At 74.0% G+C, this 26,006-nt stretch carries 24 protein-coding genes; 7 read left to right on the top strand and 17 right to left on the bottom strand.

Translation table 11 applies throughout. From position 1 onward, the window contains the following. Positions 1–100 precede the first annotated feature (100 nt). The 6 genes from ACFY1T_RS20310 to ACFY1T_RS20285 form a co-directional block, all read right to left on the bottom strand. Positions 101–2,239 (bottom strand): 3-hydroxyacyl-CoA dehydrogenase NAD-binding domain-containing protein, encoded by a 2,139-nt coding sequence (locus ACFY1T_RS20310; protein ID WP_390789341.1) that lies wholly within the window; start codon positions 2,237–2,239, stop codon positions 101–103. Continuing rightward, a complete protein-coding gene (locus tag ACFY1T_RS20305; RefSeq protein ID WP_390789340.1) occupies positions 2,236–3,462 on the bottom strand; it encodes a thiolase family protein in 1,227 nt (408 codons plus the stop codon). Before ACFY1T_RS20305 ends, ACFY1T_RS20310 begins: the two co-directional genes overlap by 4 nt. A 133-nt stretch (positions 3,463–3,595) precedes the next feature. Further along, on the bottom strand, positions 3,596–4,345 hold the full coding sequence (locus ACFY1T_RS20300) for a ferritin-like domain-containing protein (RefSeq protein ID WP_390789339.1): 750 nt from the start codon (positions 4,343–4,345) through the stop codon (positions 3,596–3,598). Positions 4,346–4,477: 132 nt separating this feature from the next. Beyond that, on the bottom strand, positions 4,478–5,749 hold the full coding sequence (locus ACFY1T_RS20295; RefSeq protein ID WP_030863187.1) for a ribonuclease D: 1,272 nt from the start codon (positions 5,747–5,749) through the stop codon (positions 4,478–4,480). A 125-nt stretch (positions 5,750–5,874) separates the two neighbouring features. Next, positions 5,875–6,537, bottom strand: a complete 663-nt coding sequence (locus tag ACFY1T_RS20290) for a response regulator transcription factor (RefSeq protein ID WP_007267191.1) — start codon at positions 6,535–6,537, stop codon at positions 5,875–5,877. 323 nt (positions 6,538–6,860) lie between these two features. Next, positions 6,861–7,517: a DUF3000 domain-containing protein gene (locus ACFY1T_RS20285; protein ID WP_390789338.1), complete on the bottom strand. Its 657-nt coding sequence runs from the start codon at positions 7,515–7,517 to the stop codon at positions 6,861–6,863. Positions 7,518–7,608: 91 nt separating this feature from the next. Between ACFY1T_RS20285 and hemE the strand changes: the two genes are divergently transcribed. Next, positions 7,609–8,712 carry a uroporphyrinogen decarboxylase gene (gene hemE / locus ACFY1T_RS20280; protein ID WP_390789337.1) on the top strand — a complete coding sequence of 368 codons (1,104 nt, stop codon included), beginning with the start codon at positions 7,609–7,611 and terminating at the stop codon, positions 8,710–8,712. A gap of 73 nt (positions 8,713–8,785) precedes the next feature. Then, positions 8,786–9,898 (top strand): NADAR domain-containing protein, encoded by a 1,113-nt coding sequence (locus ACFY1T_RS20275; RefSeq protein WP_390789336.1) that lies wholly within the window; start codon positions 8,786–8,788, stop codon positions 9,896–9,898. 34 nt (positions 9,899–9,932) lie between these two features. Here the strand turns inward: ACFY1T_RS20275 and ACFY1T_RS20270 are convergent, their stop codons facing one another. Together ACFY1T_RS20270 and ACFY1T_RS20265 are read right to left on the bottom strand one after the other, a co-directional pair. Beyond that, the gene (locus ACFY1T_RS20270; protein WP_390789335.1) at positions 9,933–11,339 is read right to left on the bottom strand and encodes an FAD-dependent oxidoreductase; all 1,407 of its coding nucleotides are present in this window, start codon (positions 11,337–11,339) and stop codon (positions 9,933–9,935) included. A gap of 70 nt (positions 11,340–11,409) precedes the next feature. Further along, on the bottom strand, positions 11,410–12,426 hold the full coding sequence (locus tag ACFY1T_RS20265; protein ID WP_390789334.1) for a DUF4349 domain-containing protein: 1,017 nt from the start codon (positions 12,424–12,426) through the stop codon (positions 11,410–11,412). A gap of 165 nt (positions 12,427–12,591) precedes the next feature. Between ACFY1T_RS20265 and hemG the strand changes: the two genes are divergently transcribed. After that, complete coding sequence (hemG, locus tag ACFY1T_RS20260; protein ID WP_390789423.1) at positions 12,592–14,046, top strand: protoporphyrinogen oxidase; 1,455 nt, start codon at positions 12,592–12,594, stop codon at positions 14,044–14,046. Positions 14,047–14,093: 47 nt separating this feature from the next. After that, the gene (hemQ, locus tag ACFY1T_RS20255; protein ID WP_030863203.1) at positions 14,094–14,807 is read left to right on the top strand and encodes a hydrogen peroxide-dependent heme synthase; all 714 of its coding nucleotides are present in this window, start codon (positions 14,094–14,096) and stop codon (positions 14,805–14,807) included. Between the two features lie 131 nt (positions 14,808–14,938). Here hemQ and ACFY1T_RS20250 read toward each other — a convergent pair whose 3' ends face one another. The 5 genes from ACFY1T_RS20250 to ACFY1T_RS20230 all read right to left on the bottom strand — a co-directional run bounded on the left by ACFY1T_RS20250 (position 14,939) and on the right by ACFY1T_RS20230 (position 20,812). Beyond that, positions 14,939–16,669 (bottom strand): alpha/beta fold hydrolase, encoded by a 1,731-nt coding sequence (locus ACFY1T_RS20250; RefSeq protein WP_390789422.1) that lies wholly within the window; start codon positions 16,667–16,669, stop codon positions 14,939–14,941. A 100-nt stretch (positions 16,670–16,769) separates the two neighbouring features. Next, the gene (locus ACFY1T_RS20245) at positions 16,770–17,531 is read right to left on the bottom strand and encodes a TIGR04222 domain-containing membrane protein (RefSeq protein ID WP_390789421.1); all 762 of its coding nucleotides are present in this window, start codon (positions 17,529–17,531) and stop codon (positions 16,770–16,772) included. Positions 17,532–17,563: 32 nt separating this feature from the next. Then, positions 17,564–18,631 carry a TIGR04222 domain-containing membrane protein gene (locus ACFY1T_RS20240; RefSeq protein ID WP_390789333.1) on the bottom strand — a complete coding sequence of 356 codons (1,068 nt, stop codon included), beginning with the start codon at positions 18,629–18,631 and terminating at the stop codon, positions 17,564–17,566. Then, complete coding sequence (locus tag ACFY1T_RS20235) at positions 18,628–19,932, bottom strand: DUF692 domain-containing protein (protein WP_390789420.1); 1,305 nt, start codon at positions 19,930–19,932, stop codon at positions 18,628–18,630. The genes ACFY1T_RS20240 and ACFY1T_RS20235 overlap by 4 nt, the downstream gene beginning before the upstream one ends. Before the next feature lie 112 nt (positions 19,933–20,044). Then, entirely contained in the window at positions 20,045–20,812 is a 768-nt protein-coding gene (locus tag ACFY1T_RS20230) for an aminoacyl-tRNA hydrolase (protein WP_390789332.1), read from the bottom strand. Positions 20,813–20,883: 71 nt separating this feature from the next. On the opposite strand from ACFY1T_RS20230, the gene ACFY1T_RS20225 reads away from it, so the two are divergent. The 3 genes from ACFY1T_RS20225 to ACFY1T_RS20215 are packed head-to-tail and all read left to right on the top strand — an operon-like array spanning position 20,884 to position 21,955. Next, a complete protein-coding gene (locus ACFY1T_RS20225; RefSeq protein WP_390789331.1) occupies positions 20,884–21,558 on the top strand; it encodes an AIM24 family protein in 675 nt (224 codons plus the stop codon). A gap of 11 nt (positions 21,559–21,569) precedes the next feature. Beyond that, positions 21,570–21,740: a hypothetical protein gene (locus ACFY1T_RS20220; protein ID WP_390789330.1), complete on the top strand. Its 171-nt coding sequence runs from the start codon at positions 21,570–21,572 to the stop codon at positions 21,738–21,740. A gap of 14 nt (positions 21,741–21,754) precedes the next feature. Next, on the top strand, positions 21,755–21,955 hold the full coding sequence (locus tag ACFY1T_RS20215) for a hypothetical protein (protein WP_078860445.1): 201 nt from the start codon (positions 21,755–21,757) through the stop codon (positions 21,953–21,955). A 20-nt stretch (positions 21,956–21,975) separates the two neighbouring features. Here the strand turns inward: ACFY1T_RS20215 and ACFY1T_RS20210 are convergent, their stop codons facing one another. From ACFY1T_RS20210 to ACFY1T_RS20195, 4 genes are all read right to left on the bottom strand, one after another. Continuing rightward, a complete protein-coding gene (locus ACFY1T_RS20210; protein WP_390789329.1) occupies positions 21,976–22,905 on the bottom strand; it encodes a polysaccharide deacetylase family protein in 930 nt (309 codons plus the stop codon). Between the two features lie 84 nt (positions 22,906–22,989). Continuing rightward, on the bottom strand, positions 22,990–23,820 hold the full coding sequence (locus ACFY1T_RS20205; protein ID WP_390789419.1) for a PPK2 family polyphosphate kinase: 831 nt from the start codon (positions 23,818–23,820) through the stop codon (positions 22,990–22,992). Between the two features lie 268 nt (positions 23,821–24,088). Beyond that, entirely contained in the window at positions 24,089–25,429 is a 1,341-nt protein-coding gene (locus ACFY1T_RS20200; RefSeq protein WP_390789328.1) for an alkaline phosphatase PhoX, read from the bottom strand. Positions 25,430–25,517: 88 nt separating this feature from the next. Further along, positions 25,518–25,943 (bottom strand): OsmC family protein, encoded by a 426-nt coding sequence (locus tag ACFY1T_RS20195; RefSeq protein WP_030863232.1) that lies wholly within the window; start codon positions 25,941–25,943, stop codon positions 25,518–25,520. Positions 25,944–26,006 lie beyond the last annotated feature (63 nt).

The following is a 26,006-nucleotide window of genomic DNA, read 5'->3' as shown; positions in this document are numbered from 1 at the left end:
ACGGGACGGTTCCGCGCCGGGCCCCGTCTTGTCCCGCGAAACGGCGGACGCCCGCCCCCGCGAGGGGGACGGGCGTCCGGGGCGTTCAGGCGTACGGTCCTCAGACCGGGACGCTCGCCAGGCCCGGGGCGAGGAACTTCTTGCCGTTCACGCGCTCCGAGACACCCTCGCGGTCCAGGTACGGCGTGACGCCGCCCAGGTGGAAGGGCCAGCCGGCGCCCGTGATGAGGCAGAGGTCGATGTCCTGGGCCTCGGCCACGACACCCTCCTCCAGCATCAGGCCGATCTCCTGCGCGACCGCGTCCAGGACGCGGTCGCGGACCTGCTCCTCGGTCAGGACGACATCGCCCTGGACCAGGAGCGCGGCGACCTCGGGGTCCAGCTCCGGCTTGAAGCCGTTCTCGGCGGAGTAGACGTAGAAGCCGCGCTTGCCGGCCTTGACGACGGCCGCCAGGTTCGGGGAGACGGTGAAGCGCTCCGGGAAGGCGCGGTTCAGGGTCTCGGACACGTGCAGACCGATCGCCGGGCCCACGAGCTCCAGCAGCACCAGCGGGGACATCGGCAGGCCGAGCGGCTCGATGGCCTTCTCCGCCGTGACCACCGGGGTGCCCTCGTCGATGACGTTCTGGATCTCGCCCATGAAGCGGGTCAGGATGCGGTTCACGACGAACGCCGGGGCGTCCTTGGTGAGGACCGCGGTCTTCTTCAGCTTCTTGGCGACACCGAAGGCCGTGGCCAGCGAGGCGTCGTCGGTCTGCTCACCGCGGACGATCTCCAGCAGCGGGAGGATCGCGACCGGGTTGAAGAAGTGGAAGCCGACCACGCGCTCCGGGTGCTGCAGCTTGGAGGCCATCTCCGACACCGACAGCGAGGAGGTGTTGGTGGCGAGGATCGCGTGCGCCGGGGCGACCGCCTCGACCTCCGCGAACACCTTCTGCTTGACGGACATCTCCTCGAACACGGCCTCGATGATGAAGTCCGCGTCCGCGAAGCCCTCGGCCTTGTCGAGCACACCGGTCACCAGGGCGGTCAGGCGGTTGGCCTTGTCCTGGTTGATGCGGCCCTTGCCGAGCAGCTTCTGGATCTCGGCGTGGACGTAGCCCACGCCCTTGTCCACGCGCTCCTGGTCGATGTCGGTGAGGACCACCGGCACTTCGAGGCGGCGCAGGAAGAGCAGGGCCAGCTGCGAGGCCATCAGGCCCGCGCCGACGACGCCGACCTTGGTGACCGGACGGGCCAGGGACTTGTCCGGGGCACCGGCCGGGCGCTTGGCGCGCTTCTGGACCAGGTTGAAGGCGTAGATGCCCGAGCGCAGCTCGCCGCCCATGATGAGGTCCGCCAGCGCGGTGTCCTCGGCGTCGAAGCCGGCCTGGAGGTCGCCGTCCTTGGCCGCGGCGATGATGTCCAGGGCGCGGTAGGCGGCCGGAGCGGCGCCGTGCACCTTGGAGTCCGCGATGACGCGGCCCTTGGCGACGGCCGCGTCCCAGGCCTCGCCGCGGTCGATCTCGGCGCGGACGACCTCGGTGGTGCCGTTCAGGACGTTCGCGGTCCACAGGAGCGACTGCTCCAGGAAGTCCGCGCCCTCGAACAGCGCGTCGGCGATGCCCAGGTCGAAGACCTGCTTGCCGCGCAGCTGCTTGTTCTGGTTGAGCGAGTTCTCGATGATCACCGAGACCGCGCGCTCCGCGCCGATCAGGTTCGGCAGCAGGGCGCAGCCGCCCCAGCCCGGAACCAGGCCGAGGAAGACCTCGGGGAGCGAGAAGGCCGGGATGGCCTTCGAGACGGTGCGGTAGGTGCAGTGCAGACCGACCTCGACACCGCCGCCCATCGCCGCGCCGTTGTAGTACGCGAAGGTGGGGACGGCCAGCGCGGAGAGGCGTTTGAAGACGTCGTGGCCGCCCTTGCCGATGGCGAGCGCCTCGTCGTGCTGCTTGAGCAGCTCGACACCCTTGAGGTCGGCGCCGACCGCGAAGATGAACGGCTTGCCGGTGATGCCCGCGCCGACGATGGAGCCCGCGAGGGCCTCCTGCTCGACCTGGTCGATCGCCGCGTTCAGGTTGGCGAGGGACTGCGGGCCGAAGGTGGTCGGCTTGGTGTGGTCGAAACCGTTGTCCAGCGTGACGAGCGCGAAGCGCCCGGCGCCGAACGGCAGGTCCAGGTGGCGGACGTGCGCGGACGTGACGACCTCGTCCGGGAACAGCTCGGCCGCGCCCTTCAGGAGCTCAGCGGTGGTGCTCACTTGGAGTCTCCCTCGGCGTTGAAGTTCGGGTTCTCCCAGATGACCGTGGCGCCCATGCCGAAGCCGACGCACATGGTGGTCAGGCCGTAGCGGACGTGCGGCTGCTCCTCGAACTGGCGGGCCAGCTGCGTCATCAGACGCACGCCGGAGGAGGCCAGCGGGTGGCCGAACGCGATCGCGCCGCCGTACTGGTTGACGCGGGCGTCGTCGTCGGCGATGCCGTAGTGCTCCAGGAACGCGAGGACCTGGACCGCGAACGCCTCGTTGATCTCGAACAGGCCTATGTCCTCGATGGACAGGCCGGCCTGGGCGAGGGCCTTCTCGGTGGCCGGGATCGGGCCGTAGCCCATGACCTCCGGCTCGACACCCGCGAAGGAGTACGAGACCAGGCGCATCTTGACCGGGAGGTTGTTCTCGCGGGCGAAGTCCTCGGACGCGATGATCGCGGCGGTGGCACCGTCGTTGAGACCGGCGGCGTTGCCCGCGGTGACCCGGCCGTGCGTACGGAACGGGGTCTTCAGGCCGGCCAGGTTCTCCAGCGTGGTGCCCGGGCGCATCGGCTCGTCGGAGGTGACCAGGCCCCAGCCCGTCTCACCGGCCGCCTCGTTGGTGTTGCGCACCGTGATCGGGACCAGGTCCTGCTGGATCTTGCCGTCGGCGTACGCCTTGGCGGCCTTCTCCTGCGAGCGCACGGCGTACTCGTCGGCGCGGAGCTTGGTGATCGTCGGGTACCGGTCGTGCAGGTTCTCGGCGGTCATGCCCATGAACAGGGCGGACTCGTCGACCAGCTTCTCGGAGACGAAGCGCGGGTTCGGGTCGACGCCCTCGCCCATGGGGTGGCGGCCCATGTGCTCGACACCGCCGGCGAGGGCGACGTCGTACGCACCGAAGGCCACGCCGCCCGCGACGGCGGTCACGGCGGTGAGCGCGCCGGCGCACATGCGGTCGATGGAGTAGCCCGGGACGGACTGCGGGAGGCCCGCGAGGATGCCGGCGGTACGGCCCAGCGTCAGGCCCTGGTCGCCGATCTGCGTGGTCGCGGCGATGGCGACCTCGTCGATCTTCTTGGGGTCCAGGTCCGGGTTGCGGCGCAGCAGCTCCCGGATCGCCTTCACGACGAGATCGTCGGCGCGGGTCTCGTTGTAGATGCCCTTCGGGCCCGCCTTGCCGAACGGGGTGCGGACGCCGTCGACGAAGACGACGTCCCTGACGGTACGAGGCACGTTGGCTCTCCTCCAGGTGCGGGTGTGCACTGCTGCGCGGGGGCGGTCGGCCGGTGGCTGAGCGCCCGCTCACCCGGCCATGCTACTTGCCGGTAACCGGCGTGCACACCCCCTCCGGGAGGAGCGGCGAACGTCACACTCGCGCCGCCTCCCGGAGGCCGGCCGCGGGCCCGGCGGTGTGCATGGCCCCGGCCAGGGGGCCGGAGGAGCGCAGGACGTCCCGGGCGAACGCGAGGCGGGTGACGCCCAGGTGGCGCAGTGCCGGACCGTGGTCCACCGCCACGACCGCGCCCGCCCCCGCGAGCAGCCCCTGCCAGGCCAGCGTGGCGGCCCGCCGGGCCGGGGCCGGGAACGGGGCCAGGGCCTCCCGCAGCCGCCGGCAGTGGAAGGGGACGTGGCGCTCCTCGTCCGCCAGGATCCGGCCCGCCACCTCCGCGGTCAGCGGATCCGGCGCCCCGTCCCGCACCGCCCGGTAGTACCGCAGGGCCACCGCCTCCGCCACCATCAGCACCAGCAGCTCCACCCGCAGCCCCAGCAGCCGCCGCAGTCGTACGAAGACCGCGTCGCTCCAGTGCCCCTCCAGGGTTCCGGCCCCGCCGGCCGCCAGGAGCAGCGCCAGCATCCGCGCGTGGTTCTGCTCCTCCGCCACGAAGAGCCGTACGGCCCGCGCGTACTGCGGGTCCCCGGCCCGGTCCGCCTTGCCGATCAGGGCCGAGCCGTCCCCGTCCTCGCCCACCTGGAACCGCTGCAGGCTCCGTACGAGGGCCGGATCGAGGGCGGCCCCCCGCTCCCACTGCGGATCCCCGATCTCCGCGCGCCGCTCGCGCTCGGCCTCGAACTCGCGCACCCATGACTCGTATCCCTCGAACCTTTTGTTGAGCATGTTCAAAAGCTAGCGGGGTTTGAGCGTGTTCAAAAGCCAGCGGGAAGGGCTGTTGCGGAACCGGGACACACGGCGGGGACGCGAAGAGCCCCCGGCCGAACGGCCGGGGGCTCTGCGTGATGTGTCGCCGCGTCAGGCGGTCGCCGCCAGTGCCCGCACCAGGGCCGGCGTCACCTGCTCGATCTGCCACGGGCGGGCGCCGTGGCCCGCGAGGGCCTGCGCCACCGTCTCCGGCTCCAGCCGCTGCGGCGGCTCCCAGCACAGCCGGCGGACCGTGTCCGGGGTGATCAGGTTCTCCTGGGGCAGGTGCAGCCCCTCTGCGAGCGCCGAGACGGCGGTCCGGGCCGCCGCCAGCCGCGCCGCGGCGGCCGGGTCCTTGTCCGCCCAGGAGCGCGGCGGCGGCGGACCCGCCGGGGTCGCGCCCGGCTGCGGCAGCTCGTTCTCGGGCAGGGCCTTCGCCCGCTCCACGGCGGCCATCCACTGCTCCAGCTGGCGCCGGCCCATCCGCTGCCCGTACCCGGGCAGGGCGGACAGCGCGTGGACGTTGGCCGGCAGCGCGAGGGCGGCCTCGACGATCGCGGCGTCCCCCAGCACCTTGCCGGGCGACACGTCGCGCCGCTGGGCGATCCGGTCCCGGGACTCCCACAGCTCCCGTACGACGGCCATCTGCCGGCGCCGGCGCACCTTGTGCATGCCGGACGTACGGCGCCACGGGTCCTTGCGCGGCGGCGCGGGCGGGGCGGCGGCGATGGCGTCGAACTCCTGCCGGGCCCATTCCAGCTTGCCCTGCCGGTCCAGTTCCTTCTCCAGCGCGTCCCGCAGGTCCACCAGCAGCTCCACGTCGAGCGCGGCGTAGCGCAGCCACGGCTCGGGGAGGGGTCGGGTGGACCAGTCGACGGCGGAGTGGCCCTTCTCCAGCGCGTAGCCGAGGACGCCCTCGACCATCGCGCCGAGTCCGACCCGGGGGAAGCCGGCGAGGCGGCCGGCCAGCTCGGTGTCGAACAGGGAGGTGGGCACCATGCCTATTTCGCGCAGGCACGGCAGGTCCTGGGTGGCGGCGTGCAGGATCCACTCGGTGCCGGACAGGGCCTCGCCCAGTGCGGACAGGTCGGGGCAGCCGACCGGGTCGATCAGCGCGGATCCTGCGCCCTCGCGGCGCAGCTGCACCAGATAGGCGCGCTGGCCGTAGCGGTATCCCGAGGCGCGCTCGGCGTCGACGGCCACGGGTCCGGTGCCCGCGGCGAACGCCGCGACCACCCGGGCGAGGGCGTCCTCGTCGGCGACCACCGGAGGGATCCCCTCACGGGGCTCGAGCAACGGAATCGGCGCCTTTTCGACGTCGTCCGGGGGGCCGCCCCCGGTGGTGGTGCGCAGGTCTGCTGCGGTCTCTTGGGCGTCGGTCACCGCTCAAGGGTATCCGTGGATACGGCGCGCCCGTCGCCGGAACGTTCCGTCGACGGGCGCGGGGCACGGGATCGGTTGTTTCCCCGGCTTTTCCCGGGGTTTGCCCGGGGGTCGCCGGGAGGGTGTCAGTGGATGATCCCGGTCCGCAGGGCGACGGCGACCATTCCGGCTCGGTCACCGGTGCCCAGCTTGCGGGCGATGCGGGCGAGGTGGGACTTGACGGTCAGGGCGGACAGGCCCATCGAGACGCCGATGGCCTTGTTGGACTGGCCCTCCGCGACGAGGCGCAGGACCTCGACCTCGCGGCCGGAGAGCTCTCGGTAGCCGCCCGGGTGGCTCGGGGCACCCGGGGGGCGGCGGTGCATACGGGCGGCGGCGGCGCCGATGGGGGCGGCGCCGGGCCGGGTGGGGAGCCCGATGTTGGTCCGGGTGCCGGTGACGACGTAGCCCTTGACGCCGCCCGCGAGGGCGTTGCGCACGGCGCCGATGTCGTCGGCGGCGGACAGGGCCAGGCCGTTCGGCCAGCCGGCGGCCCGCGTCTCGGAGAGCAGGGTGAGACCGGAGCCGTCGGGCAGGTGTACGTCGGCCACGCAGATGTCGCGCGGGCTGCCGACGCGGGGGCGGGCCTCCGCGATGGACGACGCCTCGATCACGTCACGTACTCCGAGGGCCCACAGATGGCGGGTCACGGTGGAACGCACGCGCGGGTCGGCCACGACGACCATGGCCGTCGGCTTGTTCGGGCGGTAGGCGACCAGGCTTGCGGGCTGCTCGAGAAGAACGGACACCTAGGCCTCCTGGGGGAGTGGCGGGACGGCCGGCTCGGGGAAGGAAGCCGGTGCGAACCGTGCGGATGGTCACTGACTCCTTCGGCACGTCACCCGCCCGGCTTTAGGGAATGATCACGATTTGGTGAGTAACAATTCGGGCAATTCGGACGCACGATCGATCATCGGGTGATCAGAAGCCCACAACGGGCGCCCGGTTCCGACAGCGCGCCGCAGGTGCTCGATCGGCCGTTCTACGGGGCGCAGCGCATTCGGCGCCCCGCCGCCCCGGCGGCGGCTCCGGCGGGCGGTGGCCGCACGCGCGCCGCCGTACGGGGGCACGGCTACGGGTGGTGCGGACCCCGCCGCTGTGGCAGGGACACCACGCCCGTCCCCGAGTCCGTCGGCCCGACCGGCGGCAGCCCGGCGATCTGGCACAGCAGCTCGCACCAGGCCGACAGGTGCGCCGAGGTGTCCGGGACCCCGCCGACGCCCTCGCGCGGCGTCCACGAGGCCCTGATCTCGATCTGCGTGGCCGGCCGCCGCTCGGAGAGGCCCCCGAAGTAGTGCGAGCCCGCCATCGTCACGGTCCCGCTCGCCTCCCCGTACGCCAGGCCGCGCGCCTCCAGCGCCCCCGTCAGCCAGGACCAGCACACCTCGGGCAGGAGGGGGTCGGCGGCCATCTCGGGCTCCAGCTCGGCCCGTACGAGCGTCACCAGGCGGAAGGTCCCGTGCCAGGCGTCGTGCCCGGACGGATCGTGGAGCAGGATGAGCCGGCCGTCGGCCAGATCGTCCTCGCCGTCGACGACCGAGGCCTCGAGGGCGTAGGCGTGCGGGGCCAGGCGCTGGGGCGGTCTGGTGGGGTCGATCTCGATGCCCGGGCGCAGCCGCGCCTTCTTCAAGCCGTCGACCGCGCGTCGGAACGGGAGCGGGACGGAGCTCTCCTCCGCGCTGTCCACACCGTCAGCGCCATCTGAAAATCGTCCCTGAGCCGCAGCCATGCGGGGAAGACTAGGCGGAACGAGCGTCCGTGCGGCGCAGGGACACCCGCGCCGGGCCGCGCACTTCTTCATACGTGCGAAGATTTGGCGCGTGAGCGCCAACGACCTTCCCCTCGCGCACGGCTCCGCCGGCGCCGGGGAGACCCCCTTCACGGGCCAGCCGAGTCAGACGTACGATTCCGCCTTCCTGAAGGCGTGCCGGCGGGAGCCGGTGCCGCACACCCCGGTGTGGTTCATGCGGCAGGCCGGGCGCTCGCTCCCCGAGTACCGCAAGGTGCGCGAGGGGACCCAGATGCTGGAGTCGTGCATGCGGCCCGACCTGGTCACGGAGATCACGCTCCAGCCGGTCCGCCGCCACAAGGTCGACGCGGCGATCTTCTTCTCCGACATCGTGGTCCCGCTCAAGGCCATCGGCGTCGACCTCGACATCAAGCCGGGCGTCGGCCCGGTCGTCGCCCAGCCGATCCGCCGCCGCGAGGACCTCGCACAGCTGCGCGACCTCACCCCGGAGGACGTCTCGTACGTCACCGAGGCGATCGGCATGCTCACGGGTGAACTCGGGTCCACGCCGTTGATCGGTTTCGCGGGTGCGCCTTTCACCCTCGCGAGCTACCTGGTCGAGGGCGGCCCGTCGAAGAACCACGAGCACACCAAGGCCCTGATGTACGGCGACCCGGAGCTCTGGGCCGACCTGCTGGACCGCCTCGCGGAGATCACCTCCGCCTTCCTCAAGGTCCAGATCGAGGCCGGCGCCTCCGCGGTGCAGCTCTTCGACTCCTGGGTCGGCGCGCTGTCCCCGGCGGACTACCGCCGCTCCGTGATGCCGGCGTCGGCGAAGGTCTTGCAGTCCGTCGCCTCGTACGGGGTCCCGCGCATCCACTTCGGCGTGGGCACGGGCGAGCTGCTCGGCCTGATGGGCGAGGCCGGCGCGGACGTGGTGGGCGTGGACTACCGCGTCGCGCTCGACGAGGCCGCCCGCCGCGTCGGCCCGGGCAAGGCCCTCCAGGGCAACCTGGACCCCGCGGTGCTCTTCTCCACCGAGGAGGCCGTGCGGACGAAGACGGACGAGGTGCTCGCGGCGGCCTCCGGCCTGGAGGGCCACGTCTTCAACCTGGGCCACGGGGTCCTCCCCACCACCCCCCCGGACGCCCTGACCCGCCTGGTCGACTACGTCCACACGAAGACGGCCCGCTGAGCCGGACGGGCTCGACGAGATCGCTGACGTCGGTACCGTGCCCTGCATGACATGGCACGGACCGACGTTTCGCATGTCCGACGGAGAGCAGATCGACGGGGCCTGGTGCCTCGTCTGGCGCGGGCACGACCTGATCGCGCAGCGCCACCCGGAGAACCTCTTCGTCTACGCGGACGGCCGGATCACCCTCGGCAGGTACGAGGAGACCGACCTCGCCGGGCTGGAGCGGTGGCTGGCCTCGGGACGGATCGCCCTCACCGGGCCCGGCCCGAGCGAGCACCCCGCCCCCGCCCCCGCCCCGAAGTGGACGCTGCGCCACCCCGAGCCGCTGACCCCCGCGAGCTTCCTCGCGGAGGTGGCCGACGAGATCGCCCGGCTGGCCGGCCGGCCCACGGCCGCCGACCGGCTCCGCGCGGCGGAACGCGACTACCTGCGGGAGGCGACCGAGCCGCACCGGGTCCTGCTCCGGGAGGCCTACCTCGCCGTCCCCGCGCACCTGCGCGTCCACGCCCTGGGCGACATGGACCGCCAGGACCGCCCGCTGCGCATCCTCACGACCGACATCGGGCAGGCCGTGGACGGGGACGGGCCGCTGGTGACGCGGGAGATGCACCAGGAGGCCCGGGACTACTTCGCCGAACGGGACGAGGCCGTCCGGCGGGCCGGGGAACAGCGGGCCGTCCGGTACGCCGACGAACCGACCGGGGCCCCACAACCCCCGGTCGTCCTGCACGAGGTCGTGCATCCCAACGGGCGGCCCGCCGAACTCGGCGACTTCGTCCTGCGCAACGACTACGAAGCCCCCGTCGTCCACCGGGGCGAGACCTACCGCACCGTGCTCCACGGGTACTGGGCCCTCTCCGCGGCCGACCCCGCCGACCACGACCGGATCCGCGCCTGTGCGACGGCCCGTGAGGCGCAGGACGCGGGCGGACGGGCGGCGCGGCGTGCGGACTGGTCCGCCGTGCGGCTCGCGGTCATGGCCGGGCTCCTGCGGGCCAAGTTCGAGCAGCACCCCCGGCTCGCCGAGGTCCTGCTCGCCACGGGGGAGGCGGGCATCCGCTACACCGGTGTGTCGGAGGCCCCCTTCTGGCGCGCGGACGGCCCGCGCGGCGGCCGTGACTGGATGGGCCGCCTGCTGGAACTGGTGCGGGCCGAACTGCGGGCCGGGGGCGCGGGCGCGTGACCCAGGGCGGCCCGGGCCCTGCCCCGCCCGGGGCCTACCCCGCCGCCCGCACCGCCGACACGGCCTTGCGGGCGGCGACCAGGACGGGGTCCCAGACCGGGGAGAAGGGCGGGGCGTAGCCCAGGTCGAGGGAGACGACCTGGTCCACCGTCATGCCGGCCGTCAGGGCCACCGCCGCGATGTCCACCCGCTTCGCCGAGCCCGCGCCGCCGACGATCTGGACTCCGAGCAGGCGGCCGGTGCGCAGCTCCGCCAGCATCTTCACCGTCATGTCCGCGGCCGTCGGGTAGTAGCCCGCCGTCGTCGTCGAGCTGATCGTCGCCGTCACGAAGCGCAGGCCCGCCGCCAGGGCGTCGCGCTCGCGCAGGCCGGTACGGGCGATCTCCAGGTCGCAGACCTTGCTCACCGCCGTGCCGACCACCCCCGGGAAGGTGGCGTAGCCGCCGCCCACGCCCGAACCGATCACCTGGCCGTGCTTGTTGGCGTGCGTGCCCAGCGGGATGTGCCGCATGCACCCCGCCACCAGGTCCAGGACCTCCACGCAGTCGCCGCCCGACCAGATGTTCTCGTGGCCCCGGACCCGCATCGACAGGTCCGTCAGGATGCCGCCGGACTCGCCGAGCGGCAGCCCCGCCTCGCGGGCCAGCGCCGTACGGGGTTCCACGCCGATGCCGAGCACGACCACGTCCGCCGGGTACTCGTCCCCCGCCGCCGTGGCCACCGCGCGCACCGCGCCCCGGTCGTCCGTGAGGATCTTCGTGACCTCCGCGCCGGACACCGTGAGGATCCCCATCCGGTTCATCGCGGCGTGGACGAGAGCGCCCATGTCCGGGTCCAGCGTGGCCATCGGCTGCGGTCCGCGGTGCAGGACCGTGACCTCGTACCCGCGCGCGACCAGCGCCTCCGCCATCTCCACGCCGATGTAGCCGGCGCCCACGACGACCGCCCGGCGGCCCGCCGCGCCCTCCGTCCGCTCCGGGCCCTCGAGGAGTTCCAGAGAAGCCATCAGGCGCTGGCCGTCGTCCAGGGTCTGGACGCCGTGCACCCCGTGCGCGCCGATCCCGGGCAGCCGGGGCCGGACGGGCCGGGCGCCCGTGGCCAGGACGAGCTTGTCGTAGCCCGTCCAGGCCTCGGAGCCGGAGTCCAGGTCGCGGGTGCGGACCCGGCCCCCGGGGAGGTCGAGCCCGATCACCTCCGTGCGCATGCGCAGGTCGATGTCCCGGGCGCGGTGCTCCTCGGGCGTACGGGCGATCAGGTCGTCCCGGCCGGGGACCTGGCCGCCGATCCAGTACGGGATCCCGCACGCGGAGTACGAGGTGAAGTGCCCGCGCTCGAAGGCCGTGATCTCCAGCTCCGCCGGGCCCTTGAGCCGCCGTGCCTGTGACGCGGCGGACATCCCCGCCGCGTCACCGCCGACCACCACCAGTCGTTCCGTCGCCATCTTCCGCCCCGTTCCGCGCACCGCACGTACCACCGTCTCGTGGGGAACACGCTACGGCCGCGGCGGGTGTTCAGTCGGAGACGCCCGCCGTTTCCGTCGGGTCGGCGGGCCGGGCCGACGGCACGGACGGCACGTCCGGCACCGGCTTCGGCGCCAGGCCCGCCCCCGGCCTCGCCGGGCGCAGCCGCCGGTACGCGCGCAAGGCCATCAGCACCACCGCGGCCATCACCGCGAACGGCAGCACCGCGGCGACCGCCAGGGCCAGGTAGCGCACGATCGTCGTGAAGACGTTCCAGCCGCCCTTCAGGGCGGCCGTGAAGGAGGGCTTCCCGTCCTTCTTCTCCGCCGCCTTCGGGGCCGGTTCCGAGACCTCCATCGTGATCGTGCCCATCGAGGTCTGGTCCTTCAGCGCCGTCTGCTGCGCGACCAGCGACTCCAGGTCGGACTGGCGCTTGCTCAGCTCGCTCTCGAGCATCACCACGTCACCGAGGGCCGTGGCCTTGTCCATCATGTCCCGCACCCGGGCCACGCTCGCCTGCTGCGATCTGACCCGGCTGTCGACGTCCGCGACCTTCTGCGTCACGTCCTGCGCCTCGACCTTGCGGCTGAGCAGCCTGCCGCTGCCCTCCATGGCGCCGAGCACCGCGTCGAAGCGCTCGCCGGGCACGCGCAGGGTCAGCGTCGAGGTCATCCGCCCGTCCGCGCCGCGCCGGGTGGACTCGTTGCCCACGTACCCGCCGGCGCCCTCCGCCGCGGTACGGGCCGAGGCCAGCGCCTTCTGCGCGTCCGCCGTCTCCAGGGCGAGCGTGGCGGTGCGGATGACGTTCGGGCGCACGGCGGGCTGCTGCCCGTTCTTGGCCGCGTCGGACCCGGCCGCCGCCGGGGGAGCGTCCGCCGCCCCCGGCTTGCCCTGGGCCGCGCCCTCCGGGGCGCGGACCGCTGCCTTGTCGGCCGAGGCCGGGCCCGCCGTGTCCTGGCCGGCCCCGCACCCGGTGAGCGCGAGCGCCCCGGCCAGGGACAGGCCGGCCAGAGCGGCCGCGCCGCGGTGCCGTACAGCGGTGCCCGTGCTGCTGCGGATGGTGCGCATCGGTGGAACCCCCCGGGGATCGGCTGTTGTCGCCGGTGTGACGTACAGGGTCCCGCCGCGGGTTTCGCTCCGTCGGTTCCGGGCCGATCCCGATGCGGTCACGGTCCGGCCTCGGTGATCGTCCGGGGAACGGTCTGAGACGATGTGTCCATGCACGAAGCGGACATGCGTACGGACGGCCCTGCCGGCGCCGGCGGCGAAGGCGCCCCGGCCCGCCACGCCGTCGTCATCGGCGGCGGCATCGCCGGCCTCGCCGCGGCCCACCGGCTGCTCGCCGACGGCCTGCGCGTCACGCTCCTGGAGGCCGGCCCGCGCCTCGGCGGCAAGCTGCTCGCCGGCGAACTCGCCGGCGCCCCCGTCGACCTCGGCGCCGAATCCGTGCTCGCCCGCCGCCCCGAGGCCCTGGAGCTGGCCCGGGCCGTGGGCCTCGGCGAGGCCCTCCAGCCGCCCGCCACCGCCACCGCCCACCTGTGGACCCGCGGCGCCCTGCGGCCCATGCCGCGCGGACACGTCATGGGGGTCCCCGGCGACCTGGCGCCGCTCGCCGCCTCCGGAGTGCTCTCCGCCGAGGGCCTGGCCCGCATCGAGGCCGAACGGGAACTGCCGCCCGCCGAGATCGGCGAGGACGTCGCCGTCGGCGAGTACGTGGCCGCCCGGCTCGGACACGAGGTCGTCGACCGCCTGGTGGAGCCGCTCCTGGGAGGGGTCTACGCCGGCGACGCCTACCGCATCTCCATGCGCGCCGCCGTCCCGCAGCTCTTCGAGGCCGCCCGTACGCACGCCTCGCTGGGCGAGGGCGTACGCGAAATCCAGCGCCGTGCGGCCGCACAGCAGGCCCAGCAGGCCGGGCGTCCCGTCTTCGCCGGGATCGACGGCGGCATCGGCCGGCTCCCGCAGGCCGTGGCCGAGGCCTGCCGGGCCGCCGGGGCGCGGATCGCCACCGGCGCCCCGGTGCGCGAGCTCCTGCGTACGGCCGGGGGGTGGAAGGTCGTCACCGCCACCGAGGCCGTCGACGCCGACGCCGTGGTCCTGGCCGTCCCGGCCGGTCCCGCCGCCCGCCTGCTGGAGGGGCCCGCGCCGGCCGCGGCCGCCGAGCTGCGGACCGTCGAGTACGCCTCCATGGCCCTGGTGACGATGGCCTTCCGGCGTTCCGAGCTGCCCGCCGCGATCACCGACGGCGGAGCCAGCGGCTTCCTCGTACCGCCCGTCGACGGGCGGACCATCAAGGCCTCCACCTTCTCCAGCAACAAGTGGGCCTGGGCGGGCGCCGACCCGGAGCTGTTCCTGCTGCGCACCTCGGTCGGCCGGTACGGCGACGAGGCAGACCTGGGGCGCGAGGACTCCGAACTGGTCGGCGTCTCGCTGCGCGACCTCCGCGAGGCCGTGGGCCTCGCGGCCCGGCCGCTCGCCTCCACCGTGACCCGATGGGACGGCGGGCTGCCGCAGTACCCGGTCGGGCACCTCGCCCGCGTGGACCGGATCCGCGGCGCCGTCGCGGCTCTGCCCGGCCTGGCCGTGTGCGGCGCGCTCTACGAGGGCGTGGGCATCCCGGCGTGCATCGCGAGCGCCGCGAGGGCCGCCGACGTGGTGAAGGCCACGTTTGCCGGGGTTCGCGCGTAGGGCACCCCTGGCACCGACCACTGATCAGCACACGGGACAATGGACACATGACTGCACCAGAGAAGATTCCCAACGCGGGGAAGAAGGCGAAGGACCTCAACGAGGTCATCCGCTACACCCTGTGGTCCGTCTTCAAGCTGAAGGACGTCCTGCCCGAAGACCGCAGCGGCTACGCCGACGAGGTCCAGGAGCTGTTCGACCAGCTGGCCGCCAAGGACATCACGGTCCGAGGCACCTATGACGTCTCCGGCCTGCGCGCCGACGCGGACGTCATGATCTGGTGGCACGCCGAGACCTCGGACGAGCTGCAGACCGCGTACAACCTGTTCCGCCGCACCAGGCTCGGCCGCGCGCTGGAGCCGGTGTGGTCGAACATGGCCCTGCACCGCCCGGCCGAGTTCAACAAGTCGCACATCCCGGCCTTCCTGGCCGACGAGGTCGCGCGCGACTACGTCAGCGTCTACCCGTTCGTGCGCTCGTACGACTGGTACCTGCTGCCCGACGAGGACCGCCGCCGCATGCTCGCGGACCACGGCAAGATGGCCCGCGGCTACCCGGACGTCCGGGCCAACACGGTCGCGTCCTTCTCGCTGGGCGACTACGAGTGGATGCTGGCCTTCGAGGCCGACGAGCTGTACCGCATCGTCGACCTCATGCGTCACCTGCGCGCCTCCGAAGCCCGCATGCACGTCCGTGAAGAAGTGCCCTTCTACACCGGACGCCGCAAGTCCGTCGCCGATCTGGTGGCCGGACTCGCCTGATACCTCCCCTGGGGGGAAGGAACCGGAAGACCGCTCTCTTGACTGGGGAGCTGCCTCCGGTGGATCGGGAGGCTGGTCCGGATGACGGCCTGACCCCCGAAACGACGCAGCCGGAGACCCCGCCCGGAAGTTCAGACGACTGGCGGCAGCAGAGCCCTGGGTACCTTCCCGGGGCGTCTTGCTGCCCGGTCGTCCAGCGACACCGGTGCGGGCTCCGGATGCGGCGCACACGTGACACGCCACCCTGAGGTGTCACCCGTGAGCAAGTACCGCTCCACGTGACGGTCCACGCAGTCATTGCGTCCGCCGACCACTCCGTGGGCCCCCGCCCCCTCCTCCGTGACCAGCGCGGCCTCGGCGCCGAGCCGCCTCTGCAGCTCCAGCGCACCCGGGTACGGGGTGGCCCCGTCCCGCAGCGCCGCGACGATCAGCGTGCGGGGGAGCGACCCCGGCCGCCCGCCCACCGCCACCGGCTGCTGCCGCTCACCCGCCGGCCAGTACGCGCACGGCAGGTTCAGGAAGGCGTTGGCCCAGGTCTCGAAGGGCGCCCGCCGGGCCAGTTCCGTGTTGTCGCGGTCCCAGGTCTCCCATCGGGCGGGCCAGGCGGCGTCGTTGCACAGCACCGCCGTGTACACGGCCCGCGCGTTCTCGCGCGCGGCCGCCGACTCCGGCTCCTGGCGGGCCTGTTCGGCCAGCGGGCCGGGATCGCCGGCCAGGAACGCGCCGAGCGCGGCGGCCCGCTGCGGCCACACGTCGTCGTAGTACGCCGCCTGGAGGAAGGCGGCCTGGAGCTCGCCGGTCCCCACCGTCCCGCCGGCCGGGGTGCGCGCCACCGCCGCCCGTACGCGCTCGTAGCTCGCCTGCACCGCCTCCGGGGTGGCGCCGAGCCGGTACGAGGCGTGGTGGCGGGCGACCCAGGCGCGGAAGTCGTACCAGCGCCGCTCGAACCCCGGGGCCTGGGCCAGGTTGTTGACGTACCAGATGCGGCGCGGATCGGGGTCGACCGCGGAGTCGAGGACCATCCGGCGGACGTGGCCGGGGTGGAGGGTGGCGTAGACGGCGCCCAGGTAGGTGCCGTACGAGGCGCCGAAGAAGGTCAGCTTCTCCTCGCCGAGCGCGGCGCGCAGCACGTGCAGGTCCCGGACGTTGTCGAGGGTCGTGTAGTACGGCAGGGCCGCGCCGGCCCGCTGCGCGCAGCCGCGGGCGTAGGCCCGGGCGGCGGCGACGCGCTGCCGCTTGTACGCGGCGGAGGGCTCCGCCGGGACCTGGGTCGGGCCCTTCGCCCGGCCGGCGGGGTCCTCGCAGGACAGCGGGGCGGAGCGGCCCACTCCGCGCGGGGCGTAGCCGACGAGGTCGTAGGCGGCGCCGATGCGCTCCCACTCGGGGAGATCGGCGACGAGCGGGAAGAACATCCCGGAGGCGCCGGGGCCGCCCGGGTTGTAGACGAGCGAGCCCTGGCGCGCCGCCCCGCCGCGCCGGGTCGCGGGGACCCGGCTGACGGTGAGCGGGATCTGCGGCCCGTCGGGCCGCGCGTAGTCGAGCGGCACCCGCAGGGTCGCGCAGCGCACGGGGGAGGGCAGCTCCTCCACCGCGGGGCAGGCACGGAAGTCCAGCGCCCCGGTTCCCGCGCCGGTCCGGGCCGCCTTCGCGGCGCGGCCCGCCACGAGTTCGGCGCCCGCGTTCGCGGCGGCCACCCGAGCCGCGGGAGCGGTGCGTGGGAAGGCCGCGTGCGCGGCGGGGCCGCCGGAAGCTCCCGCGGCGTCCGGGCCCGCGGGCGTGGCGTGGGCGTGGGGGCTCGGGATGCACAGGGTCAGGGAGAGGACCGCCACGGCGACTGCGCAGCGGGCGAGCGGAGTCCGCATCATGGGCCGCCTTCATCTCTTCGGATGAAGCGATCAGACGCTCTGGGCGGGGTCCTTGTACAGGACCGCCGCCCGGTGTCGGGCGCAATCCCCCCGTTGCCTAGGCCAGCGCCGCCCGTAGGGCCGGATCCGCCAGCACCCGGACCCCGCGCAGCGCCACCGCCGTGAGGCAGTCCCCCTCACCGCGCTCCCGGTCCAGGGCGGCGAGCAGCCGCTGCCCGGCCGGGGAGGCCCACGCGGAGTACGGGTACGTCTCGAAGCGGGCGATCGCCAGGCACCCCAGCGCGAGCAGCAGCGGCAGCGCGAACCAGCACAGGATCACCGTCCCCGGGGTCCCGTCCGCCGGCACGCACAGCGCGGCCGCCGCCAGCGCCGCCACCAGGGCCGCGGCCCGCCGCACGGCCCGGACCCCGCCCGCCACCCCGCTGCGGGCGGCGGCCGGCAGCGCCAGGCCCGCCGCGTCGAGCCGGTCCGCGAGGGCCCGCACCGCTTCGTCCCGGGCCGCCGCGCTCCGTACGACGGCCACCGGCGCCTGCCCCTGCGGGCCGAACGCGCCGAGCACGGACCGCTCGTGCGGATCCCGCCCCACCGGGTCGACGACGGTCGCCCAGCCGGTGTGGGCCAGCAGCAGCCGGCGCCCGCGCTGCATGGAGAGCAGCGTCAGCTCGGCGACCCGCCGGGGACCGCCGGCGAGGTAGGCGGTCTCGTACAGGTTCAGTTCGTCAGGGCGGCGGCCGGCGTCCGCACCGCCGTCGGGCGGCGCGGGCGCAGGCACCGAGGCCACGGCGGCGGCCCTCAGCAGGAGGGCGCACGACGCCAGCACCCCGGCCCAGGCCGTCAGGAGGAGCAGGACCCAGAACATGGCTGACTCCCACGAGGTGGAGAAGTGCCCGGTCAGGAACTGCTGCTGCCGCAGCTCGAACTGCTGCTGGAGCAGCTGGAACCGGAACTGCTGGAGCAACTGGAACCGCTGGAGCAACTGGAACCGCTGGAGCAGCTCGAACCACCGGAGCAGCCGGAGCCGCCCCCGGAACAACCGGAACCACTGCTCCCACAGCTGCCGGAGGAGGAGCCGCCGTCACTGCCCGCGCACCATACGACGGGCAGGACCTCGGCGGAAGACCCGCAGGAGACACCCGAGGACGTGGACGAGGAGGCGGACGACGGCGCCCCGCGTCGGGCGCCCCGCGCCTGGGCCGCCGCCAGCCGGGTGCCTCGGACGGCCGGTACCAACTGGGCGCGCAGGTACGGATCCCGCAGCCCCCGCAGCCCGTACAGGGCCGTCTGCACGTGCGGGGTCTGGTCGTTCACGTAGTGCGTACGGATCTCGCGCAGCGCGGCCCGCCCCGCCGGGGTGAGCCGCTGCCGGGCCCGGGCGGCGAGGACGCACCCCATGACGATCCCGCCCAGCAGCGCGGGGAGCACCTTCAGGACGAACGGCACCTGCGAGCCGGAGCCGGACTCGAGCGCCATCGCGACGAACGTGAGGGGCAGCGAGGCCACCACCCACACCGCGCACACCACGACCTGGGCCAGCCCCCAGCGCCGCCACCGCCGCCCGGAACCGGGCGCGGCGAGCAGCCCGCGGGCGGCGAGCGCGTCGCCGGTCTCCTGGACCGCGGGGTCGAGCATGGCGGCGTACCGCACCTGGTAGAGCCAGCCGGACGGCGCCTGCCGCAGGGCCTCGAAGACGGCCCGCTCGGCGATGCCGCCGGCGCGCGCCCCGGACCGCAGCGCCACGATGCCCGGACCGCCGACCACGAGTCGGCCGTCCCCGAGCAGCGAGACGAGGGCGCAGTCCACGACCGCGCCGGGCCCGCCGGCCATGAACGCGGCCTCGGACAGGTCGTGCAGGCGCGGCGCCGGGCGGACCGGACGCGGCCGGGAGCGCCGTACGCCGAGGAACAGCAGGAGGGTGGAGACGACGACGGCGATCCAGATCGCGAGGGCGAGGGCGTTCATGCCGCACGCCCCACGAGCGTCCGGGCCCAGCGCACGATCCGGCGCGGCGGCCGCGCCCCGACCCGGTCCTGCCACCAGGTGGTGAGCCGGCGCCGCGCGACGGGGTCGGCGGGCAGGTCCCGGATCAGCAGGTGCTCGGCGAAGTCGAGGGCGTCGCGGCGGTATCCGGCGGTCATCGGCCGGTTGCGGGCGTACCCGAGGAAGGCCTCGCGGTACGGTTCCTCACCGCCCAGGATCCCGGGCAGCTCGGGCGCCAGCCGGGCGACGACCCCGGCCCGCTTGGCGGCCAGCGCCCGCGCCTGCACCCGTACGCGCCGCCGGTCGAACCCCTCGGGCACGGGCGTACCGGCGACGAGCGCCGACAGCAGCGCGGCCTGCTCCACCCCGACCCGCACCCTGGCCCGCTCCAGTGCGGCCGGCTCCTCGCCCTCCGGCGCCCGCGGGGCCGGGGCGGAGCTCCGGGGAGCGGCGGCGGGGCGGGCACGGGACGGTTCCGCGGGGCCCGCCACCTCCCGGATGGCGGCCAGTTCCCCGGCCAGCTCCGCCTCGGCCGGAAAGTCGTCGTCCCGCTCCAGCAGCACCCCTGCCGGCTCCACCCGCTTGCGCAGCTCCGCCAGGATGTCCAGCACCACCTCCGGGACGGGATGCGCGTGCGTGTCGTGCCACACCCCGTCCCGCTCCACGCCCCCGGCGACGTGCACGTACGCCAGTGCCTCCAGCGGGATCGCGTCGAGCACGGCGAACGGGTCCTCGCCCCGGTTGACCCGGTTCGTGTGCAGGTTGGCGACGTCGATCAGCAGCCGGACCCCCGTCCGTTCCACCAGCTCCGTCAGGAACTGCGCCTCCGTCAGCTCTTCCCCGGGCCACGAGATCAGCGCGGCGATGTTCTCCAGGGCCAGCGGCACCGGCAGCGCGTCCTGCGCGATCCGGACGTTCTCGCACAGCACGTCCAGCGCGTCCCGCGTGCGCCGCACCGGCAGCAGGTGCCCCGCCTCCAGCGCGGGCGAGGAGGTCCGTACGAAGGCGATGTGCTCGGTGACGAGCGGCGCCCCCAGCGCCACCGCCCGCTCCCCGAGCGCGGCCAGCTTCCCGGCGTCGGGCCGGTCGGCGCCGCCGAGGCCCAGCGAGACCCCGTGCGGGACGACGCGCACCCCGCGCTCGCGCAGCCGCAGCAGCGAGGCGGGCAGGTGGCCGGAGCAGATGTTCTCGGCCACCACCTCGACCCAGTCCAGGCCCGGCAGCCGCTCCACCGCTTCAGCGATCTCCGGCCGCCATCCGATGCCCACCCCCAGGTGCGCCATGGTCTTCATGTCCCCTCGCCCCCTCTCATCGGTCGTCTGCCGATGTGATGGCCCCCACGGAGTCGGGCCAACCGCGGAGAGGGACGTTCAGAGCAACATTTGAGGTTCCCGCTCAGCCCGAGAGCCTGCCGGCGAGCCGGGTGCGGAGGGCCGGGTGGTCCGCGACGACCGTTGCCGAGCCGGGTGCGATCTCCGTGAATCCGGCGTCCCGGACCACCGGCAGGCCGCTCGCGCTCAGTTCCGCCCACCGCTCGCGCGGTGCCGTCCGTACGGCCAGCCGGAAACCGGAGTCCTGCCAGGCGGTGCGCTCGGCGCCGGTCAGCTCCCACCACGCCAGCTGCGCCGCGTGCCCGGCCTGGGCCATGGCCTTGCCGGCGGACATCTCCAGCTCCGGGTTGAGCCACAGCACCACCGCCCCGGGCGCGGCCGGAGCGACCGGCTCCGGGTCGTCCAGGTCGGTCCCCGAGACCTGGAGCTTCGCGAGCTCCTTCGGCCAGCCGTCCAGGGGCACCGGCGGGAAGACCCGTACCTCCGCCATGTCACCGTGCACCGTGACGCCGGGCAGAGTCCCGGCCTTGCGCCACTCCGCCCCGCGCGCCCGGCGCACCACCTTCCGGATCCGCGCGTCCTGCCAGTCCCGGACCGCCTCGGCCCACTCGCCCCCGCCGCGCGCCCGCTCGTCCGTCAGCAGGACCAGCACGGCGCGGGCCGCCGTCTCCAGCGCGTCCGTCCGGGCGGGCGGTTCGGCCTTCTCGATCCGCACCACCAGGGGCAGGACGAACTGGGGCGCCTCGTCGCGGGCGGCGTGCTCCTGCCGGAAGGGGCTGTCCGCCCCGACCGCCGGTACGTCTGAAGTGTGGTTCTGGTGCTGGCTGCTCATCCCGCCAAGGATGCCAGGCTCCCCCTTCAGGATGACGCCGCGGGGTGCTCGGGCGGGTGAGGATCGAGCTCATGAAGAGCGACCTTTTTGCATCCGAGAACCTGGCCCAGGCGGCCGCTGCTCCGGGCATGACCCTGCAGAACGCCAAGTCCGTGAAGTACACCGTCAACGGTGAAATGCTGGCCCGCCAGGGCTCGATGGTCGCGTTCCGGGGGAACCTCCAGTTCGAGCGCAAGGGCCAGGGCATAGGCGGCATGCTCAAGCGCGCCGTCACCGGCGAGGGCCTCGCGCTGATGTCCGTACGAGGCCAGGGCGAGGCCTGGTTCGCGCACCAGGCCGGACAGTGCTTCATCATCGACTTCGAGCCCGGTGACTCGCTGACCGTCAACGGCCGCAACGTGCTCTGCTTCGACCCCACGCTCTCCTACGAGATAAAGATGGTGAAGGGCGCCGGCATGACCGGCGGCGGCCTCTTCAACAGCCTCTTCACCGGCACCGGCAAGCTCGCCGTGGTCTGCGACGGCCACCCGATCATCATCCCGGTCACGGCGCAGAACCCCGTGTACGTGGACACCGACGCGGTCGTCGGCTGGAGCGCCCACCTGGAGACGGGGCTGCACCGCTCCCAGTCGGTCGGCTCCATGATCCGCGGCGGCTCCGGCGAGGCCGTCCAGCTGATGCTGCGCGGCGAGGGCTTCGTCATCGTCCGCCCCAGCGAGGCCACCGAGACGGCGGCCGCGCACTGAGGCTCGACGGTGTGGGCCGCCGCTACGGAGTGCGGCGGCCCTGGGCGCCCAGCGGTAGCCGGGGGAGTGCCGGGCTGCTCGTCCTGGACGAAGCCCGGACCGGGCTCGACACCGCCGCCCGCGCCGAGCGGACCGCGGCCGGGGGCGCCGTGGCCTGCCCCGTCAGCGCGCGGCCGGGCTGAGTACGCTCGAGGGCATGGACGAAGTGGACGCGCCGGCCGGAGCCGAGTCGTACTGCGCCGCCCCGGCGGCGCCCGCCGGGAAGGTGCCCGGGCCGCCGTACGCGGACTGCGTGGAGTGCGGCAGGCCCACCGAGTACGGGGTCGCGACACCGGGCCGGGTGCTGTGCCCGGTGTGCGAATGGCAGGACGCGCAGCGCACCGCCTGCTCCGGCTGAGGGGCGCGGCCCCGGCCCGCCTACTTGCCGATGAGTTCGGAGACCTTCACGAAGCGGTAGCCGCGCTTGCGCAGCTCCGGGACGATCTTCCGGACGGCCTCCTCGGTGACGGGGGCGGCGCTGCGCGTGCAGTGCATGACCACCACCGAGCCGGGCTTCACGCCGCTGAGGACCTGCTCGGCCACCGCGTCCGGGTCCTTGGCGAAGGCGTCCCCGCTGACCACGTCCCACTGGACGGCCGTGACCTTGGCCGTGGAGACGGCCCGCAGCGCCTGGTCGTCGTAGCAGCCGCCGGGGAAGCGGAAGTACGGGACGGTGTTGACCGCGCCGGCCGTGCGGAATGCGGCGAAGGCCCGGTCCACATCGGCCCGGGCGGCGGCCGCGTCGAGCGAGGGGAGCCCGTAGCAGGGCGAGGTGAAGGCGTGGTGGCTGTACGAGTGGTTCGCGATCTCGAAGTTCGGGTCGGTGCCGATGGCCTTGGCCTGGTCCGGGTACTCCTCGGCCCAGCGGCCGGTCATGAAGATCGTCGACGGCACCTTCAGCGTGCGCAGGCTCGCGATGAGCTGCGGGTTGTCGAAGTGCTCCCCGTCCGCGGCGCGGGGTCCCTGGTCGGAGGTCATGTCGGCGTCGAAGGTCAGCGCGACCGTCTTGTCGGTCTGCTGCTTCGCCCGCTCGAAGACCGGGGTCAGGCCGTTCGGACCCGGCGCCAGGGTCGGTGCCTTGGCGGGCGGCGGGGCGGCGGCCGGGGAGGAACCGGCCGCCTGCGGGGCGGCGGGCGGGGCGGCGGAGGACGGCGCCGTGGAGGTCCCGGGGGTGCCCATACGGGCGGCCTCGTGGCCGGAACCGGAGCCGGACGCGGAGTTGCCGCCGCCTCCGCATCCGGCGAGGGCGGTGCACAGAGCGGCACCGAGGGCGGCCGCGACCGCCACATTGCGCACAGAAAGGGTCACGGACGCAAAATATATGACCATCTGCCAAGCTGATCGCAGCGGCGCGGGTGCGGGCATACGAATCGCCCGACCGCGTGACGGCCATCAGGTCTCCAGCAGCCGCCTGCGGCTCTCCTCCACGTCGAATCCGGCCGCGGGATAGCGCGGATCCAACTCCTCCAGATGCTCCAGCAGCAGCTTGGTGATCGCCCAGTTGCGGTACCACTTCCGGTCCGCCGGGACCACGTACCAGGGCGCGGCGTCGGTGGAGCAGCGCTGAAGGGCCAGCTCGTACGCGTGCCGGTACTCGGGCCACAGGGCGCGATCGTCGATGTCGCCCGTACTGAACTTCCAGTGCTTGTCGGGGTTGTCGAGACGCTCCAGCAGCCGCTCGCGCTGCTCCTCGTAGCCGATGTGGAGGAAGACCTTCACCAGGGTGACGCCGTCGTCGGCGAGGGACTGCTCGAACCGGTTGATCTGGGCGTAGCGGCGGTTCAGCTGACTGCGCGACACCAGCTCGCGGACGCGGGCGATCAGGACGTCCTCGTAGTGCGAGCGGTCGAAGATGCCGATCTCGCCCGGCACGGGGAGGGCCTTTCGGATGCGCCAGAGGAAGGGGTGCGCGTGCTCCTCCGGCGTGGGGGCCTTGAAGGACCTGATCCGGCAGCCGGAGGGGTTGAACAGGCCGATCACGTGCTTCACCGTGCCGCCCTTGCCGCTGGTGTCCATGCCCTGGAGGACGAGCAGGACGCGCCGGCGGTCGCCGGCGGTGCTCGCCGCGTACAGCCGTTCCTGGAGGGCGGCGAGCGGCGCGGCCAGCCGCGCGGCGGCGGCGAGGCCGGCGGCCTTGCCGTCCGGGCCGCCGGGGGTCGAGGCGGGATCGAAGGCGCCGAGGTCGAGCCGCTCACCGGCGGGGGCCCGCAGCAGCGGGCGCAAGGGGGTGTCCGGCCGCTCCGGCGCGGGCCGGGGCGGCCGGGCCCCGCGGTCCTCGGCCCGCCCGTCCTTCCTGTCCTTCCGGTCCTTCTTGTTCTTCTTGTCCTTCTCGCCGTCCTTGCCGTGCCCGGCGCCCTTGTCGTTCTTCTTGCCCTTGCCGTCCTTCTTGCTCTCCTTGGCCACGGCCACCTACCCCGATCCGGTCGATTCCTCCGATGATCCATCAGAACGGGCGGGGTCGCGAGAGCGAGGCGGGCGGGCGGGCCGCAGGTCAGTGCCAGGGGCCCGTCACGGCGAAGGTGGTCCCCGGGGTGTAGGCGTTGACGTACATGGTCCGCCCGTCGGGGGCGAAGGCGACCCCGGCGAACTCGCCCCACTCCGGGGCCCCGGGCCGGCCGATGTCGTCGGCGTTGCGGGCCATCGGGTAGACCTCGCCGCCGGGCGTGACGCCGAAGACGTACTGGTCCCCGCCGCCGTCCTCGCAGACCATCAGGCCCCCGTCGGGGGCCAGGCAGATGTTGTCGGGGGAGTCCCCGGGCAGCCGGACGTCGGTGGCCGGGCCGAAGAGCACGTCCAGACGGATCGTGGAGCGCAGCGGGTCGTGGAACCAGACCTGGCCGTGGTGGTCGGCGGGCGCGCCCTCGAGGCGGCGGGCGTAGCTGGAGACGAAGTGGACGCCGCCGTCGCCCCAGTAGCAGCCCTCCAGCTTCTGCGCGTGGGTGATCCCGCCGGGCCCGAAGTCCTGGAACCGGATGGGGGTCCGCGCCGCCGAGGGGTCCGGTACGGGGACCCATTCGACGGGGAACTCGGCGCCGGTCTCGTCCACGACGGAGAGGTCGGCCAGGCCCGGGACGCGCATGGCGTGGAGGGCGCCGCCGGCGCGCAGGGAGCCGGGGCCGGCGAGGGGCCGTGCGGGCAGGAAGCGGTAGAAGAGCCCGAAGGGCTCGATGAAGGCGTCCTCGGTCTCGTAGACGGTCCCGCGGTACGGGTCGACGGCGACGGCCTCGTGCGCGAAGCGGCCCATGGCGGTGAGCGGGACGGCTCCGCTGCGGTGCGGGTCGGCGGGATCGACCTCGAAGACGTAGCCGTGGTCCTTGGTGTAGCCGGAGGTCCCGGCGCGGTCCTCGGTCTCCTCGCAGCTGAGCCAGGTGTTCCAGGGGGTCCGGCCGCCCGCGCAGTTGACGGCGGTGCCGGCGAGGGCGACGCGCTCGGCGGTGACGGCGCCACCGGGGTCGAGTTCGAGGAGGGTGCAGCCGCCGAGTGCCCGGGGGTCGTACGTGAGGCCGTCGACGGCGGGGACGCGGAGGGCGGCGGTGGTGCGGTTCTCGTGGTTGCGGACGAGGCGGACACGGCCGGAGCCCGCGTCGAAGGCGGCCATGCCGTCGCAGTTGGCCGGTACGGGGCCTTCGCCGGAGCGCAGGGGGTCCCCGGCCCGGGAGAGCACGCGGTAGCGGAAGCCGGCGGGGAGGTCGAGCAGCCCGTGGGGGTCGGGGACCAGCGGTCCGTACCCCCGGGAGGGCGGTGCGACGGCGCGGGAGCTGCCGGCGGAGAGGGAGCCGAGCGCTCCGCTGAACGCGATGCCGGCGAGCAGGGTGCGGCGGGTGACGGACATCGGCGGCTCCCGGGGCGAGGGGGGTGACGGCCCCGTGTTACCACGGGCCTGCGCCCCCCTGCCCCGGACGCGCCGAGGCCGCGGATCCTTAGATCAGCTCCGCGCTCAGGGTGATCGTCGTGCCCGTCAGGGCCTGGCTGACCGGGCAGTTCTTCTTGGCGTCCTCGGCCGCGGCGGCGAAGCCCTCCGCGTCCAGGCCGGGGACCTCGGCGCGGACGGTCAGGTGGATGCCCGTGATGCCCTCGCCCGGCTGGAAGGTGACATCGGCCTTGGTCTCCACCCGGGTGGGCGGGGTGCCGGCGCCGTCCAGGCCGTGCGAGAGGGCCATCGAGTAGCAGCTGGAGTGCGCGGCGGCGATCAGCTCTTCCGGGCTGGTCTTGCCGTTCGCGGCCTCGGCGCGCGAGGGCCAGGAGACGTCGAACGAACCCTGACCCGAGGAGTCGAGGGTGACGACACCGGCGCCCTTGAGCAGGTTGCCTTCCCAGTTGGTGTGCGCGGTACGCGTGGTGGCCATGGTGGATCCCTTCGGAAGGTGTTGGGAATGGCCGGACCGTCCCGGTGAGGGGTCGGTCCGGCG

Origin of the sequence: Streptomyces sp. NPDC001194 (assembly GCF_042896985.1) — a bacterium.
In the GTDB taxonomy this organism is placed as follows: domain Bacteria; phylum Actinomycetota; class Actinomycetes; order Streptomycetales; family Streptomycetaceae; genus Streptomyces.
Note: the sequence above shows the minus strand (reverse complement) of the source record. Positions and strands in the feature narration are given on the sequence as shown.

Coding starts and splice junctions, on each gene's coding strand:
- hemQ (WP_030863203.1), top strand. CDS start 14,094: ATGACTGCACCAGAGAAGATTCCCAACGCGGGGAAGAAGGCGAAGGAC.
- hemG (WP_390789423.1), top strand. CDS start 12,592: ATGCGTACGGACGGCCCTGCCGGCGCCGGCGGCGAAGGCGCCCCGGCC.
- ACFY1T_RS20200 (WP_390789328.1), bottom strand. CDS start 25,429: ATGTCCGTCACCCGCCGCACCCTGCTCGCCGGCATCGCGTTCAGCGGA.
- ACFY1T_RS20245 (WP_390789421.1), bottom strand. CDS start 17,531: ATGTTCTGGGTCCTGCTCCTCCTGACGGCCTGGGCCGGGGTGCTGGCG.
- ACFY1T_RS20270 (WP_390789335.1), bottom strand. CDS start 11,339: ATGGCGACGGAACGACTGGTGGTGGTCGGCGGTGACGCGGCGGGGATG.
- ACFY1T_RS20250 (WP_390789422.1), bottom strand. CDS start 16,669: ATGCGGACTCCGCTCGCCCGCTGCGCAGTCGCCGTGGCGGTCCTCTCC.
- ACFY1T_RS20195 (WP_030863232.1), bottom strand. CDS start 25,943: ATGGCCACCACGCGTACCGCGCACACCAACTGGGAAGGCAACCTGCTC.
- ACFY1T_RS20215 (WP_078860445.1), top strand. CDS start 21,755: ATGGACGAAGTGGACGCGCCGGCCGGAGCCGAGTCGTACTGCGCCGCC.
- ACFY1T_RS20285 (WP_390789338.1), bottom strand. CDS start 7,517: ATGGCTGCGGCTCAGGGACGATTTTCAGATGGCGCTGACGGTGTGGAC.
- ACFY1T_RS20230 (WP_390789332.1), bottom strand. CDS start 20,812: ATGAGCAGCCAGCACCAGAACCACACTTCAGACGTACCGGCGGTCGGG.
- ACFY1T_RS20265 (WP_390789334.1), bottom strand. CDS start 12,426: ATGCGCACCATCCGCAGCAGCACGGGCACCGCTGTACGGCACCGCGGC.
- ACFY1T_RS20225 (WP_390789331.1), top strand. CDS start 20,884: ATGAAGAGCGACCTTTTTGCATCCGAGAACCTGGCCCAGGCGGCCGCT.
- ACFY1T_RS20235 (WP_390789420.1), bottom strand. CDS start 19,932: ATGGCGCACCTGGGGGTGGGCATCGGATGGCGGCCGGAGATCGCTGAA.
- ACFY1T_RS20275 (WP_390789336.1), top strand. CDS start 8,786: ATGTCCGACGGAGAGCAGATCGACGGGGCCTGGTGCCTCGTCTGGCGC.
- ACFY1T_RS20240 (WP_390789333.1), bottom strand. CDS start 18,631: ATGAACGCCCTCGCCCTCGCGATCTGGATCGCCGTCGTCGTCTCCACC.
- ACFY1T_RS20300 (WP_390789339.1), bottom strand. CDS start 4,345: ATGCTCAACAAAAGGTTCGAGGGATACGAGTCATGGGTGCGCGAGTTC.